12 protein-coding genes and 2 pseudogenes are annotated in these 15,469 nt (G+C 58.9%); 12 read left to right on the forward strand and 2 right to left on the reverse strand.

Features of this window, described 5'->3' with window-relative positions; translation table 11 throughout:
* Positions 1 to 2: 2 nt before the first annotated feature.
* Complete coding sequence (glnD, locus tag P8X48_04900; GenBank protein ID MEJ2106656.1) at positions 3 to 2,657, reverse strand: [protein-PII] uridylyltransferase; 2,655 nt, start codon at positions 2,655 to 2,657, stop codon at positions 3 to 5.
* A 61-nt stretch (positions 2,658 to 2,718) separates the two neighbouring features.
* Positions 2,719 to 3,489, reverse strand: a complete 771-nt coding sequence (gene map / locus P8X48_04905; protein MEJ2106657.1) for a type I methionyl aminopeptidase — start codon at positions 3,487 to 3,489, stop codon at positions 2,719 to 2,721.
* 262 nt (positions 3,490 to 3,751) lie between these two features.
* Between map and rpsB the strand changes: the two are divergent.
* The 12 genes and pseudogenes from rpsB to P8X48_04965 form a co-directional block, all read left to right on the forward strand.
* A pseudogene (gene rpsB, locus P8X48_04910) lies at positions 3,752 to 4,426 on the forward strand (30S ribosomal protein S2).
* Positions 4,427 to 4,686: 260 nt separating this feature from the next.
* Positions 4,687 to 5,562, forward strand: a complete 876-nt coding sequence (gene tsf, locus P8X48_04915) for a translation elongation factor Ts (GenBank protein MEJ2106658.1) — start codon at positions 4,687 to 4,689, stop codon at positions 5,560 to 5,562.
* A 2-nt stretch (positions 5,563 to 5,564) separates the two neighbouring features.
* The gene (locus P8X48_04920; protein MEJ2106659.1) at positions 5,565 to 6,152 is read left to right on the forward strand and encodes a uridine monophosphate kinase; all 588 of its coding nucleotides are present in this window, start codon (positions 5,565 to 5,567) and stop codon (positions 6,150 to 6,152) included.
* A complete protein-coding gene (gene frr / locus P8X48_04925) occupies positions 6,149 to 6,715 on the forward strand; it encodes a ribosome recycling factor (protein MEJ2106660.1) in 567 nt (188 codons plus the stop codon). The genes P8X48_04920 and frr overlap by 4 nt, the downstream gene beginning before the upstream one ends.
* A gap of 50 nt (positions 6,716 to 6,765) precedes the next feature.
* Positions 6,766 to 8,379 (forward strand): polyprenyl diphosphate synthase, encoded by a 1,614-nt coding sequence (gene uppS, locus P8X48_04930; protein ID MEJ2106661.1) that lies wholly within the window; start codon positions 6,766 to 6,768, stop codon positions 8,377 to 8,379.
* Positions 8,376 to 9,608 (forward strand): 1-deoxy-D-xylulose-5-phosphate reductoisomerase, encoded by a 1,233-nt coding sequence (ispC, locus tag P8X48_04935; protein ID MEJ2106662.1) that lies wholly within the window; start codon positions 8,376 to 8,378, stop codon positions 9,606 to 9,608. The genes uppS and ispC overlap by 4 nt, the downstream gene beginning before the upstream one ends.
* The gene (gene rseP, locus P8X48_04940) at positions 9,605 to 10,516 is read left to right on the forward strand and encodes an RIP metalloprotease RseP (GenBank protein MEJ2106663.1); all 912 of its coding nucleotides are present in this window, start codon (positions 9,605 to 9,607) and stop codon (positions 10,514 to 10,516) included. Before ispC ends, rseP begins: the two co-directional genes overlap by 4 nt.
* Positions 10,437 to 10,934 carry an RIP metalloprotease gene (locus P8X48_04945; GenBank protein MEJ2106664.1) on the forward strand — a complete coding sequence of 166 codons (498 nt, stop codon included), beginning with the start codon at positions 10,437 to 10,439 and terminating at the stop codon, positions 10,932 to 10,934. The genes rseP and P8X48_04945 overlap by 80 nt, the downstream gene beginning before the upstream one ends.
* On the forward strand, positions 10,934 to 13,267 hold the full coding sequence (bamA, locus tag P8X48_04950; protein ID MEJ2106665.1) for an outer membrane protein assembly factor BamA: 2,334 nt from the start codon (positions 10,934 to 10,936) through the stop codon (positions 13,265 to 13,267). Before P8X48_04945 ends, bamA begins: the two co-directional genes overlap by 1 nt.
* Positions 13,268 to 13,713: 446 nt before the next feature.
* Positions 13,714 to 14,601, forward strand: a pseudogene (gene lpxD / locus P8X48_04955) (UDP-3-O-(3-hydroxymyristoyl)glucosamine N-acyltransferase).
* Positions 14,602 to 14,606: 5 nt separating this feature from the next.
* Positions 14,607 to 15,059 (forward strand): 3-hydroxyacyl-ACP dehydratase FabZ, encoded by a 453-nt coding sequence (fabZ, locus tag P8X48_04960; GenBank protein MEJ2106666.1) that lies wholly within the window; start codon positions 14,607 to 14,609, stop codon positions 15,057 to 15,059.
* 4 nt (positions 15,060 to 15,063) lie between these two features.
* Positions 15,064 to 15,469, forward strand: a 406-nt coding sequence (locus P8X48_04965) for an acyl-[acyl-carrier-protein]--UDP-N-acetylglucosamine O-acyltransferase (GenBank protein MEJ2106667.1), incomplete at its 3' end; no start/stop codon positions are given.

Here is a 15,469-nt window from a genome sequence, read left to right on the forward strand (position 1 = left end):
CCTTATTGATCCAGCCGCACTTCGATCGCGTGCCGGAGTTCCTGTAGCAGGTTTTCTTCGACGAGCGGTTTTCCGTCCCGGTCCGTGACGAAGAACACATCCTCGGCCCGCTCTCCATAGGTGGCAACCTTTGCGCCGACCAGCCGAACCTTGCAGTCAAGCAGGGCCAGGGTGATCTGGTGCAACAATCCCGGACGATCCTGGGTGGTGACGTCGATGATCGTCTGTTGCCCGTTGGACGAGGGGCTGAACAGGATCCTGGATTCCACCGGGAAGTGTTGAAGTTGTCTGGAAACCCTACGTGCTCCGGTGGTCGAGATGGTCTCGCCCTGCACCAGATCCGCGTGGAGATTGCGGCGAATCTCCCGGAGTAGCCTGGCCTCGCGTACCGGCTTGCCCTCATGGTCGAGCAGAACGAAAACGTCCAGCACAAAGCCGGTTCGCGCCGTATGCATGCGGGCGTCGACCACCGACAGGCCCAGTTCATCCAGCGAGCCCGTAATGGCGCTGAAGAGCCCTTCCCGATTCTGGGCAAACACCAGCGCCACCGTGCCTCCCAGGTCGGTGTCATAACGCATGGCCACGACCGGCATCTCGGTGATCCGCGCATCGGCAATCACCTGGGCATGCCAGGCGAGATTTTCGGTGTCGTGGCGGAGGAAATAGTCGTTCTCCATCTGTGACCAGAAACCCTCGACCTGCTTCCTGGAGGTCTTTGTATCCTTGAGCAGGCGCAGCACTTCATCCTTGACGTCGCGGATATGGGCATCGATGTCGATCGGAGTGCCGAAACCACGTCGCAACAGGCGCGTGGCAGCAAGGTACAACTGGGCCAACAGGTTGCCTTTCCAGTCGTTCCACACGCCGGGACTGGTTCCGCGGATATCGGCAACGGTCAGCAGATACAGGTTGTCCAGGTGTTCCTGGTCGCCGACCTGGCGGGCGAAGGCCTGGACCACCTCGGGGTCATGGATGTCCTGACGTTGGGCCACCGCCGACATGAGCAGGTGGTGGTGGACCAGCCAGGAGATAAAGCGTGTGTCGTAGTCACTCAGGTCATGTTTGACACAGAAGCGCTGGACCTCTTTCTCGCCGAGCACGGAATGGTCTCCGCCCCGGCCCTTGGCGATGTCATGGAAAAGAGCGGCGACGTACAGGCGTTCGGGCTTGACCAGTCGCTTCGAGATGGCGCTCGCCAGCGGGAACTCATGCCCACGTTCCGGGATCATAAAGCGGCGAACATTTCGCAGAACGAAGAGAGTGTGTTCGTCGACCGTGTATACGTGAAACAGATCGTGCTGCATCTGTCCGACTATGCGTCCGAATACAGGGAGGTAGGCGCCCAGGACACCGTAGGCGTTCATACGTCGCAGGGCGTCGGTGATGCCGGATTTCTGCCGCAGAATTTCCATGAACAGGCTGCGGCAGACGATGTTGTCCCGGAACTGGTCGTCGATCCGGCCGATATTGCTGCGAAGTTGCCGGATCGTGTCGGCCCGCACGCCTTTTGCGCGCGGGTGCTGTTCGATCACGAGAAACAGTTCCAGCATGGCGTAGGGGGTGCGCTCGAACACGCGCGGCGAGGTCGTTTCGACGAACCCGCCACGAAGACGGAAACGTCGATTGACGGGCAACACGGAAACCTTTCCCTTGGTCAATATGGTTTCCTGGAAATGCTGCAACAGGATTTCGTTGAGGAGAGACAGTTCCTTGATCGTGCGGTAGTAGTCCTTCATGAATTGTTCGACAGCCAGGCTTCCCTTCTTTGGCTTGTAGCCGTCCTGTTCCGCCAGCAGGCGTTGCTGGTCGAACAGCAACCGGTCTTCGCGTCGTCCGGCGAGATAATGCAGTCCACAGCGGATATGCCATAGATAGTTCCGTCCCTTGATCAGGGAACGGTATTCGGCCTCGGTAAGAAAACCATGCTGCACCAGGTCGTGCAGGGAGCGGGTACCGAATTCGCGCTGGGTGACCCAGCTGATCATCTGGATGTCGCGCAGACCCCCGGGGCCTTCCTTGATGTTGGGTTCCAGGTTGTAGGCGGTATCGTGAAAGCGGTGGTGGCGGGCTATCTGTTCCTGCCACTTGGCCTCAAAGAACTTGCGGCTGCGCCACAACTTTGCCGGTCCGGTGGCCGCCTGCATCTTCTGGAGGAGTTCCGGGTCTCCGTGCAGCAGGCGGGTTTCCATCAAATTGGTCGCGACGGTGATGTCCTTACGTGCTTCGCGCACGCAGTCCTTCAGCGAACGGACGCTGTGACCCACTTCCAGACCCATGTCCCACAGAAAGCGAAGAAAGGTCTCGAGAAAGGCTTCGGGTTTGCCGCGCAGGGGTTTGGCGGACAACAGCATAATGTCGATGTCCGATGCGGGATGTAGTTCGCCCCGGCCATATCCGCCCACAGCCACCAGCGAAACGGAATCGCTGTCTCCCAGCAGGGGCAGGTGCTGTTCCCAGGCGCGTACCAGTAACTGGTCAACCAGCCAGGCTGTGGTTTCGACGACGCGGTCGGCCCGCTCTCCCGCGAGGTAGGCCTGCTTCAGGATCTCACGGCCGCGTTGGAGCGCGCTGCGAAATGCGCTCAGCGGTGTGTCCGCTTTTGCCAGCAGTTCGGAAAAATTCCGGGAGTCGAAGAGCTCGGATTTCTTGAGGGCCATTTTGGGTACGATTTCCTGTACCCGATACGCTAGCCGATCCCGGTCCCGGGCGCCAGAAGGGTCAGGGCTGATCCCCCTCACAGACCGTGAGGACCTCATGGCCGTCGTCTGTGACCAGGATGGTATGTTCCCATTGTGCGGATAGGGAATGGTCCGCCGTGACCACGGTCCAGTCGTCCCGCAGGAGTTTCACCTCCTTGCGACCGACATTGATCATGGGCTCGATCGTGAAGGTCATTCCCGGGACCAGTTCGACCCCGGTACCGGGGCGACCGTAGTGCAGCACCTGGGGCTCCTCGTGGAACTCCCGGCCGACGCCGTGGCCGCAATATTCCCGTACGACCGAGAAATTGTTGGATTCCGCATGCTGCTGAATGACGTGACCGATGTCTCCCAGCCGTGTACCGGGTTTGACCTGCTCGATCCCGAGCAGCATGCACTCACGCGAAACCTCGGCTACCCGGCGCGCCAGGACGGAGGGCTCGCCGGCGAAGAACATCTTGCTGGTGTCGCCGTGGAAACCATCCTTGATGACGGTGACATCAATATTAATGATATCGCCCTTCTTGAGCTTCTTGCCCGGGGAGGGGATTCCGTGACAGACCTGGTGGTTGACCGAGGTGCAGATCGATTTCGGGAAGCCCTTGTAGTTGAGTGGGGCGGGGATGGCCTTCTGGACGTCCACGATGTAGTCGTGGCAGATCTGGTCCAGCTCGTCGGTGGTGATCCCCGCCTGGACACGGGGCGCGATCATCTTCAGCACGTCCGCGGCCAGTCGGCCCGCGATCCGCATTTTTTCGATCTCGTCCGGCGTCTTGATGCTGATTCCCATGAAGCTGCAACCTGATCGGGTTTTGGGTCGGGATTTATAGCACGATTCAGCCGCAGGGACCGAGTGTCTCCCTGCGTTCCGTGTGGCTATCGTCCTGAGGGCGTCAAAGTTGTTCCCAGAGCGGGGATATGTTATACAAGCGCCCGCTTTTTAAGTATTTTTTTCACTATCACGCACATGGACCGCCACGTGCGCCCGGGTGCCCTGAAAGGGGTCGGCGCGCGGGGTCCATGGAAGCCTAAAACCCGAAACGGAGACGAATATGAGCAAGATCAGCATGCGAGATATGCTCGCTGCCGGTGTCCATTTTGGCCACCAAACCCGCTTCTGGCACCCCAAGATGCGCCCCTTTATTTTCGGCGAGCGCAACAAGATCCACATCATCAATCTTGAGAAGACGGTCCCGCTGCTGGACGATGCCATGAACTTCCTGGGCAAGCTGGCGGCCAAGGGCGGCACGGTGCTGTTTGTTGGCACCAAGCGCCAGGCCCAGGAGATCGTACGCGAAGAGGCGAACCGCTGCGGCTCCCCCTACGTGGATCGCCGCTGGCTGGGTGGAATGCTGACCAACTACCAGACGGTCAAGAAATCCATCTCCCGCCTAAAGGAACTGGAAGCGACCCTGGATGAAGGCGCCGGCGCCAAGCTCAGCAAGAAAGAGTTGCTGATGCTGAGCCGCGAACGGGAAAAACTCGACCGCACCCTGTCCGGTATCAAGAACATGCCCGGGCTTCCCGATGCGCTGTTCGTGATCGACGTAGGTCACGAATACATCGCCGTGAAGGAAGCCGGCAAGCTCGGGATTCCGGTCGTGGCGGTGGTTGATACCAACTGCAAGCCCGATGGTGTCGACTACGTTATCCCCGGCAACGACGATGCCATCCGCGCCATTCGCCTGTACACCAAGCTGGTATCCGATGCCGTGCTGGAAGGCCGCAAGCTGGCCAAGCCGGCCATGCCCGCGGGCGAGGATGAGTACGTCGAGGTCGAGGAAGAGCAACCCAAGGTCAAGGTGAAGGCCAAGCGCCGTGCCAGCAAGTCCGAGGAAGCAGAGGCCGCACCTGAGGCCGGTCCGGAAGGCGAGCAGGCAGAACCGACCGAGTAAGGGAGCGCCCTTTCTTCATCAGGATCCCTCCGCGACGTGACCGCGCGGTGGACGGGTCCGTTCAAGCAGCGCAGAGAATTCAGAGGTAGAACATGGCGATCAGTGCATCACAGGTTAAGGAACTGCGCGAGTCCACAGGACTCGGCATGATGGAGTGCAAGAAGGCGCTGGAAGAGACCGGTGGGGACATGGACGCGGCGGTGGAACTCCTGCGCAAGAAGGCCGGCGCCAAGGTGGAGAAAAAGGCAGGCCGTACGACCGCCGAGGGAGTAGTCAGCATTGCCGACGCTGGCCAGGTCCACGCACTTGTGGAAGTGAACAGCGAAACCGACTTCGTCGCAAAGGGCGATGCGTTCCAGGCGTTTGCCGCGGATGTCGCCGCCTGCGTGGCTGCCAACCGTCCATCCGACAATGACGCGCTCATGGACCTTCCGTTCAAGGAGGGCGCGGGCACGGTCGCGGCGGCGCGCGAGGAGATTGTGCAGAAGCTCGGCGAAAACATCAGTATTCGCCGGTTCGTGCTGTTCGAAGGCGCGAACGTCGGCACCTATGTGCACACGAACCAGAAGATCGGCGTGATGGTAGACGTCGAAGGCGGTGACGGGGAACTGGCGCGGGACATCGCCATGCACATCGCCGCGAGTCGCCCGTCCTACGTTGCACCGGAAGACGTACCGGAAGAGGTGATCGCCAAGGAGCGCGAGATCTTCACCGCCCAGGCGCAGGAGAGTGGAAAGCCCGCCGAGATCATCGAGAAGATGGTCGAAGGCCGCGTGCGTAAGCAACTTGCCGAAATGTGTCTGCTCGGCCAGCCTTTCGTGAAGGACTCGGACATGACCATCGAGAAGCTGCTCAAGTCCAGGGGTGCCACGGTGTCGGGGTTCGTGCGCTTTGAAGTGGGCGAAGGTATTGAAAAGCGGCAGGAAGACTTTGCCGCCGAGGTTATGGCCCAAGTCAAAGGCAGCTGATCATGGCCGCCGCGCCCTCCGCTTCACCCGCCTACCGACGCATTCTGCTGAAGCTGAGCGGCGAGGCACTGATGGGCGAGGACGCCTACGGCATCAATCGTGAGATCGTCGATCGCATCTGTGCCGAAATCCGCGACGTGGTCTCCGCCGGCTCCCAGGTGGCAATCGTGGTCGGTGCCGGCAATATCTTTCGTGGCATGAACGCCGATGGCCTGGACCGGGCGACCGCCGACTACATGGGGATGCTGGGCACGGTCATGAATGCCCTGGCGCTGCAGTCGGCCCTGGAGGGTCTCGGCGTCCCGGCCCGCGCCCAGTCCGCCATCCCGATGGCTCCCGTCATCGACTCCTACGACCGGCACCGCGCCATTGCTCACCTTGAGCAGGGGCGAGTCGTCGTCTTCGGCGGGGGTACCGGAAATCCATTCTTCACGACCGATACGGCGGCCAGCCTTCGCGGGCTCGAAATCAATGCCGACATCGTGGTCAAGGCGACGAAAGTGGACGGTGTCTACGACCGGGACCCGGTCCGGCATCCCGACGCAGTACGGTATGATGTACTCAGCTACGACGAGGTAGAAGAACAATGACTGCAGATGCGAATGAGGTTCTCGGTGATGCGGAAGCGCGGATGAAGAAATCCGTGGAATCGCACAAGGGGGAGTTGAGCAAGATCCGCACCGGGCGGGCGAGTGTGGCGCTCCTGGACCATATCAAGGTCGATTTCTACGGTAGCCCCGCTCCGCTTAGCCAGGTGGGCAGCATTTCGGTCGCCGATGCACGGACCCTTGCGATCAAGTTGTGGGACAAGTCTATGGTCGGCCCGGTGGAGAAGGCGATCCTGGAATCGGATCTGGGCCTGAACCCCGCTGTCGCTGGCGAAGTGATCCGGATTCCGGTTCCTCCGCTGACCGAGGAGCGCCGCAAGGAGCTTGCCAAACTGGTCCGCGGTGAAGGTGAGAACGGAAAGATCGCCATTCGCAACATCCGGCGCGATGCCAACCAGCATCTCAAGGATCTCGTGAAAGACAAGGAGATCTCGGAAGATGAAGAGAAGCGGAAAGAAGCCGCGATCCAGAAACTGACCGACAAGTACATTGCGGAGATCGATCGTCTGGTCGAGGAAAAGGAAAAGGACATCATGGAACTGTAGTCCCGTCATTGTGCATCTCAGGGTATTCAGCAAACACCACGCCAAAACACATGAACGAACATGATCCCGCTTTGGAACCCGAGCACCGCAACCCGGCGGACAAGCTGCCGGTGCACGTAGCTGTACTCATGGATGGACATGGACGATGGGCCCGGCGCCGGGCCCTTCCCCGGGTGGCGGGTCATCGCAAGGGCGCCGAGAGTGTGCGCCGCCTCATCACCGCCTGCGTAAGGAAGAACATTCCTTATCTCACCCTATTTGCTTTCAGCAGTGAAAACTGGGCGCGCCCGGAAACGGAAGTGAAGCGCCTGATGGAGCTTTTTCTGGATGCCCTGTACAAGGAAATGGATGAGCTCCACAAGAACGGAGTTCAGTTTCGTGTGATCGGTGAGCGCAGCGCGCTGGACGGGGAAATCAACGCAGGAATTGACCGCGCGGAGGAAATGACGCGGGACAACCAGCGCCTGCATCTTTCCGTTGCCATCAACTACGGCGGGCGTGCGGACATTGCACAGGCGTGTCGCCGTATTGCCACGGCTGTTTCGGAGGGCAGGCAGGCGCCCGGCGATGTTGACGAAGAATCAGTCGCGGTGAATCTCGCAACCGCCGGTCTCCCCGATCCGGATTTGTTCATCCGCAGCGGCGGCGAGCAGCGCATCAGCAATTTTCTCCTTTGGCAACTCGCGTATACCGAGCTCTATTTCTGCGATGTGTTGTGGCCGGACTTTGGCGAGAGTGACCTTGAACGGGCCCTGGACTTCTACGCCGGGCGCCACCGGCGGTTTGACGTACCGGCGAGCAGGTGGAGGCAGGTTAGTCCCATGTTCTGGAAACGGGCTCTTACCGCAGTTCTCCTGGCACCGCCCGTTTTGCTGGCGCTCTGGTTTCTGCCGCCGTACGCCATTGTGGCCCTGGTTGGCGTAGCGACCGTGCTTGCGGCCATCGAACTTGCCCGCCTGATCCCGTTTTCAGGGCCGGTTCCACATTGGATCTATGTCGGGCTGGTACTTGCATTGGGTCTTGGTGGTAGTCTGGCGGTGGTCTACGGTTCGCCTTCCTTTGCCCGGATTGTTCTGGCCATTGCGTTCGCGTGGTGGGTCTACATGGCCGGCCACCTCCTGTGGCGTCGAGACCCCCTGGGTGGGTTGTATTCCAGTACAGGTGGAAAGGCGGTTGCCGGATTGTTGGTACTGGTGCCGGCATGGATTGCGATTGTCCAACTGCACGATCTCGATCATCCCGGTCATCCGCGTCACCTCGTCTACCTTCTGTTTCTGGTGTGGATCGCAGACTCCGCCGCCTATCTCGCGGGCAAGCAATTCGGTCGCCACAAGCTGGCTCCCGTTGTCAGCCCGGGAAAAACGGTGGAAGGGGCCATCGGCGCACTGGGGATCGGAGCCCTGTTTGCGGCAGCAATCGGGGCGGGATTTTGGCACTACCGCGGAACGACGCTGCTGGTGTGGACTGCCCTGGGAGTTGTGACGGTTGCTTTTTCCATCGCGGGCGACCTGACGGAAAGCGTGTTCAAGAGAATTGCCGGCCAGAAGGATAGTGGAACCCTTTTGCCGGGGCACGGCGGGATGTTCGATCGCATCGATGCCCTGACCGCGGCCGCACCGATATTTGGTTTGGGGTGCGTTCTCATGGAAAAGGTTGTGCAATGAGTGAGCAGTCCAGGCGGACCGATCAATCCCGCGCCGTGACCGTGCTGGGATCAACCGGAAGTATTGGGGTCAGTACCCTGGATGTACTGGCGCGACATCCCGATCGTTTTCATATCGCAGCCCTGAGCGGGTTCACGCAGGTGGAACGGCTGTTCGAGCAATGTCGTCGCTACCGGCCTTCCCTGGCGGTGATGGCTGATGCCTCGGCCGCGCGCAGACTGCGGACCCTACTCAGTCAGGCGGGCCTGGACATCGAGGTTGCCGAGGGAGAGGGGGGCCTGGAACGCGCGGCGACCGCGCCCTCGGATATCGTGATGGCGGCGATCGTCGGTGCGGCCGGTCTGGCTCCGACCCTTGCCGCCGTGCGTGCCGGCAAGCGGGTGCTGATCGCGAACAAGGAGCCGCTGGTGATGTGCGGCCATTTGTTCATCGAGGAAGCAGCCCGTTCGGGAGCCGAGTTGTTGCCCATAGACAGTGAGCACAATGCAGTGTTCCAGTGTCTTCCGCCAGATCACCGGACGGGACAGCGGGACCCCGGCGTTCGCCGTATTCTGCTGACCTGTTCCGGAGGTCCCTTCCGCAATACGCCGCAGTCGGAGTTGGCGGCGGTAACCCCGGAGCAGGCCTGTGCTCACCCGAACTGGAGCATGGGGCGAAAGATTTCGGTCGATTCAGCGACGCTCATGAACAAGGGCCTGGAGCTGATCGAGGCCTGTTGGCTGTTTGGCGTAGCACCGGATGATGTGGAGATCGTTATTCATCCGCAAAGTGTCATTCATTCCATGGTCGAATACGACGATGGTTCGGTATTGGCGCAGATGGGGAACCCGGATATGCGTACGCCGATCGCACACGCACTTGGGTGGCCGGAACGGATTTCGTCCGGTGTTTCGCCGCTGGATCTTGTTGAGGTGGCACGGCTCGAATTTGAACGCCCGGACTTCTCGCGCTTCCCAGCCCTGGGTCTGGCGGCGCAGGCCGCCCGGTCGGGCGGGACTTCGCCAGCGATCCTCAATGCAGCCAATGAAATTGCGGTTGGAGCATTCCTCGACCGACGGATCGGATTTCTGGATATTTCGCGCGTGATTCAAGCGGTGATGGAGGCAGTGCCCTCCAATGGGGCGGATGATCTCGCTATGATACTGGACGCCGATCGGCGCGGACGGGATGCGGCATTCACGACGATCGAAACCATGCGGCCCGACAGTGCTGCCAGGGGTATGCATTGATTAATGGTATCTATACAGTTCTGGCGTTTCTGGTGGCCATTGCGGTCCTGATCGTCGTTCATGAATTTGGGCACTATTGGGTGGCGCGGAAGCTGGGCGTCAAGGTGCTCCGCTTTTCCATAGGGTTTGGCAAGCCAATCTACAGCCGATACTTCGGAGAGACGGAGTTTGTGATCTCTGCGATTCCGGTCGGCGGATATGTCCGCATGCTGGGTGAGCATGACGACGACGTGGCGGAGGCCGACAAGGACCGCGCGTTCAATCGCAAGCCGGTGACGACACGGATGGCCGTAGCGTTCGCGGGACCCCTGTTCAATCTGCTGTTTGCGGTCCTTGCCTACTGGGTCGTGAATATGGCGGGAACGCCCGGATTGCAGCCTGTCGTTGGCAAGGTGAGTGAGCCATCGATCGCCTATGCGGCCGGATTCCGCAGCGGCGATCGATTGTTGAAAGTCGACGGGAAGGCCGTTCAAACCTGGGGGCAGTATCGTACCTATATATACAGGCGGGCGCTGGAGCGCGGCACGGTCCGGTTCCGGGTGCGCACCCCTGCCGGGAAAGTCGTCGATCGCGCGATCGACATGAATCGGGTACCGATCTCCAGGATCGACGAGAACCTGATTACCCGGGGTCTTGGCCTGTATGGCTACTATCCGGAGATCCCGGCAGTACTTGGGACGGTCATGAAAGGACCGGCAAGAAATGCCGGACTACTCCCGGGTGACCGGATACTGGAGATCGATGGGCAATCCGTGCGCGACTGGAACGATCTGGCGACGAGGATTCACGGACGGCCCGGCAAGAAGACGCACCTGCTCGTGTCCCGGGATGGCCAGAAACTGCAGGTCGACGTCACACCCGACGAAAAGAAGATCGCCGATCAGACCGTCGGTCAAACTTCCGGATGATCTCCGGGCGACGCTTCGTTTTGGACCGGTCGAGGCCTTCGGCAATGCCGTCAACCAGACCTGGAACATGTCGGTACTGGCGCTCGAAATGATATATCGTATGGCCCGGCTGGAGGTGTCTTCACGCAACGTAGGCGGTCCATTGATGATCGCGGAGTATGCCGGCTATTCGGCGCAGATCGGCTGGGACGGGTTCGTTCTGTTTCTGGCGTTCTTCAGCGTGAGTCTTGGCGTCCTGAATCTCCTGCCTGTACCGGTACTGGACGGCGGCAACTTGTTGTACAACCTGTTTGAACTTGTTCTGCGAAAGCCGCTTCCGGAAAGGGTACAGATTTGGGGTCAACAGATCGGCATTGCTCTTCTTGTGGCCTTGACCGTATTGGCTTTCTACAACGATCTGACAAGAATTTTCAAATAATGTGTAACTCCAGAAAACGAATTCCGCGGACCTGGGTCCGGGCGCAGATCCTTTTGCTTGCGCTTGGCCTGATATCATTCTCTGCTGTTGCCCACGCCATGCAACCCTTCACGGTCAAAGAGATTCGCGTGGAAGGACTGCAGCGCATCGCCGTAGGCACAGTTTTCAACTATCTGCCGATCTCGGTCAATGACAGGGTGACCGACGAGAAGGTCCAGGAGTCCATTCGTGCGTTGTTCAAGACCGGGTACTTCAAGGATGTCCAGCTGCAACGACAGGGCAATACCCTTGTTGTGCGGGTCGTGGAACGACCATCCATTGCATCCATTACGATCAAGGGCAGCAAGAAGTTCCCGGAAGACGACCTGAAGAAAAGGCTGAAGGAGATCAATTTCGCCGAAGGTCGCGCATTCGACCCGAGTGTTTTTGATCAGGTGGAGCTCAATCTGCGGCGGCAGTATTTCAGCGAGGGGTACTACTCCGTAAAGGTAAAGCACAAGGTTAAACCGCTGGAACGCAATCGTGTCGCCGTGGAATTCGACATATCCGAAGGCCGGATTGCGGTAATTCAATCGATCCGCGTCGTCGGAAACCGGCGCTACAAGGAAAAGGAGTTGCTGAAACTGTTTCATTTGCGCAAGGAGGCAGATGTTCACCTGCCATTCAGCAAACGGGATCGATATTCCAAACAGGATCTGCAGGGAGATCTGGAAAAGTTGCGCAGCTTTTATCTCGATCATGGCTATCTGGATTTCTCACTGGATTCCACCCAGGTGTCCATAAGCAACGACAAGGAGCACATCTACATCACGATCAATATCACCGAGGGACGGCAGTACCGGATCTCCGGGTACCGGATTTCCGGGGATACGATCATTCCCCGCAAGCAGGTTGAGAAGCTGATCACGCTTCGCAAAGGCGACATCTTTTCGCGCAAGGTGATTCAGGAGATCAGTACGGGTATTGGCGGGAAGCTCGGAGACCTCGGCTACGCCCAGGCGAAAATCAATCCGGTGCCTACGAAAGATCGGGACAAGGGTACGGTATTCCTTGACTTCTTTGTCAATCCGGGGCGGCGTGTATACGTACGCCGTATCAACATCACCGGGAATCGCGTGACACGCGACGATGTTATACGCAGGGAGTTGCGGCAACTGGAGGGAAGCTGGCTTTCGGTCAGTCGCCTTCGTCGGTCGAAAGAACGTCTGCAGCGGCTCGGGTACTTCGACTCGGTCGATATTACAACGCCACTCGTACCCGGTACGACGGATCAGGTTGATATCGACATCAAGGTAAAAGAGAGGTCGACGGGTTCGATCAGTGCCGGGGCCGGGTATTCGGACGCCAACGGGTTCTTCGTGACGCTTGGTTATTCCGAGCGAAATGCATTCGGTACCGGAAAGCAAGTTACTGTCAACTTTGACAACAGCCAGGCGACCACAACCTACGAGTTCCGCTACGTCAATCCTTACTATACGGTTAACGGCGTAAGCCGCGGCTTTGATATCTATTCCCGCTACGTCGATGCAAGCGTTACCGGCGTTGGTTCGTACAACACGCAGACAAACGGCGTGGGCGTCTTTTACGGGATACCGATCAGCGAAGAAAGAAAGCTGTCGGCAGGCCTGGCGTATGAGTCGGTCCGACTGGAGACCACCAGCACCAGCGCGCAGGTTGCCCAGAACTTTGTGAGTGCCTATGGCGACCAGGTATCAATCTACAAGGGGACGGTCGGGTGGTCCCAGGATACCCTGAATGATTTTCTGTTTCCGACCAAGGGCGGCTTGTACAAAGTGAGCGCAGAAGTCGGCATACCGGGAGCCGACGTCGAATATATGAAAGGGACAGTGTCCGGAAGCTATTACATTCCGCTCGCGCAGAAGCAAAGTACGATCCGCGTTCATGGGGAACTCGGCTACGGAAGCGGGCTTGGAGCGACAACATCCCTTCCGTTCTTCAAGAACTACTATGCCGGCGGCACGAACAGTGTTCGCGGTTTCCGTGCCCGCGGGCTTGGTCCACTTGATACAACTTCCGGGGAACCCATTGGGGGCAACAAGCTCGTTCTTGGTAACGCGGAATACTTTTTCCCGGTTCCGGGCCAGCCAAAAGATGGCAGTTCCATGCGCTTGAGTCTGTTCCTGGATGCCGGTATGGTTTATGGCTCGTCGGACCCGGTCGACCTGGGGCAAATACGATACTCCGCCGGAATTGCTTTCAACTGGTTCACGGCGGTGTTCCCGATATCACTCAGCTACGGCATTCCATTGAATGCGCAACCTGGCGATCTGGAAGATCGGTTGCAGTTCAATATTGGACTGCCAACCCAGTAGGGCGAGAATTGTATATATGAATGTCTTTACGCGAAACGCCGGCGTGTGGCTCACGGTTGTCCTGCTTTTGTTTGCGGGTACTGCTACCGCACGGGCAACGGAGCTGACGATCGGCTACGTCGACGCCGTGAAGGTTCTGGACCAGGCGCCGCAGGGAAAGTCCGCCTTGAAACGACTTGAGGCGGAGTTCGCGCCCCGTGACAAGAAGCTGGTAGAGTTGCGGGAAAAAATCAAGCAGCTCGAGGATGATCTTGAAAAAAATGCCCTGGTGTTGAAGGAATCCGAGCGACGCAGTCGTGAGCGGGATCTTCTTACCTACAAACGGGATCTCAACCGGGCGACTCAGGAATTCCGCGAAGATTACAACCTGCGACGCAATGAGGAACTTGCTTCACTGCAGAAACTGGTTTACCGCACCATCGTAGAGATCGCCAAACAACAAAACTTCGATCTCATCCTGCAGGGCTGGCGCGGTGATCCTCAAGGAGAGCGACCGGGATCGTTTCCGGGGAAGTGCAATCGTTGTTCCCGATCCGCATCTTGCCTACGCGAAGATCGCGCAGCTGCTTCATCCCTTGCCATTTCCCGGCGCGGAGATTCATCAGGACGCCGTTGTCGATGCGGGGGCGAGCGTCGCCGGTACTGCCTATATCGGGCCCGCGGCGGTTGTAGAGGCGGGGGCGGTTGTCGGTGAGCGCGCGTACATCGGGCCGGGCTGCATTATCGGTCGCAACGCAAAGATCGGGGAGGACAGTTGGCTGTATCCGCGGGTGGTCGTGGCCAATGATTGTGTTATCGGAAATCGCTGTGTGATCCAGGCCGGTGCCGTGATTGGCGGAGACGGTTTTGGGTACGCTCAGGACGAGCGGCGTCGCTGGATTCGCATTCCACAAGTGGGGCGGGCCATTCTTGGTGACGATGTAGAAGTTGGAGCCAACTCGACAGTGGATCGAGGTGCGCAGGGAGATACCGTGATTGGAAATGGCGTGAAGATCGATAATCTTTGCCAGATTGCCCACAATGTGGAGGTGGGCGAGAATAGCATCATGGCAGGGCACTCGGGTATCGCAGGTAGTTCCAAGATTGGAAAACGCTTCGCAATCGGCGGGCAGGCGGGCGTGCATGGACATATCACGGTGGCGGATGATGTTACGCTTGCGGGTCGCTCAAACCTTGCGAAATCGGTGCGGGAGCCGGGGGTGTACTCCTCGGCGATTCGAGCCGAGAAGCTGGAAGCCTGGCAGCGAATTGCGGCACGCATCAGACAGCTGGAATCTTACGCCAAGCGTCTGGAACAGATCGAGAAGAGACTGAACCAAGAGGAACAGGAGTAAGTACGTTGGAGCAACCCGAGATCGATATTTACCAGATCATGGAGCTGTTGCCGCATCGATATCCGATGCTGCTCATCGACCGGATTCTGGAGTTCCGCGCGAACGAATCATTGGTGGCGCTAAAGAACGTAACCATGAATGAGCCCTTCTTCCAGGGTCACTTTCCGGGGAAGCCCATCATGCCGGGCGTCCTGATCCTGGAGGCCATGGCCCAGGCGGCGGCGCTCCTCTTTCGGGCGGATGAAGAAGAGAGCCAGCCCGGGCCCGGTGCGATCTATCTCTTCGTGGGAATCGACAAGGCTCGCTTCAAGCGCCCGGTGACGCCCGGCGACCAGCTTGTATTCAACGTATCGATCCTGAGGCGGATGCGAAGAATCTGGAAGTTCGACGCCGTTGCGAAAGTCGATGACGAAGTGTGTTGTACCGCGGAACTCATGTGTACGTACAAGGAACAATGAATTCGTGATTCATCCGCAGGCAATCGTGGATTCGGCTGCGAGTATCGGAGAAGGGGTCGAAATCGGGCCCTTTTCCATTATCGGTCCGGACGTAGAGATTGGCGATGGAACCTGGATCGGGCCCCATGTCGTGATCAATGGACCGACGACAATCGGGCGCGAGAACCGTATTTACCAGTTCGCATCGCTCGGGGAGGCGCCGCAGCACTCCGGCTACAAGGGTGAGCCGACACGGCTGGTGATCGGAGACCGTAATCTGATTCGGGAGTACGTCACCATGAACCGGGGGACCCCGGTTGGTCGAGGAGTGACCTCGTTGGGCGACGACAATTTCCTCATGGAATACATCCATATCGCCCACGACTGTAGCGTGGTGAACCATACGACATTCGCCAATGGATCCAGTCTCG

It is taken from the genome of Acidiferrobacteraceae bacterium, from assembly GCA_037388825.1.
In the GTDB taxonomy this organism is placed as follows: domain Bacteria; phylum Pseudomonadota; class Gammaproteobacteria; order Acidiferrobacterales; family JAJDNE01; genus JARRJV01.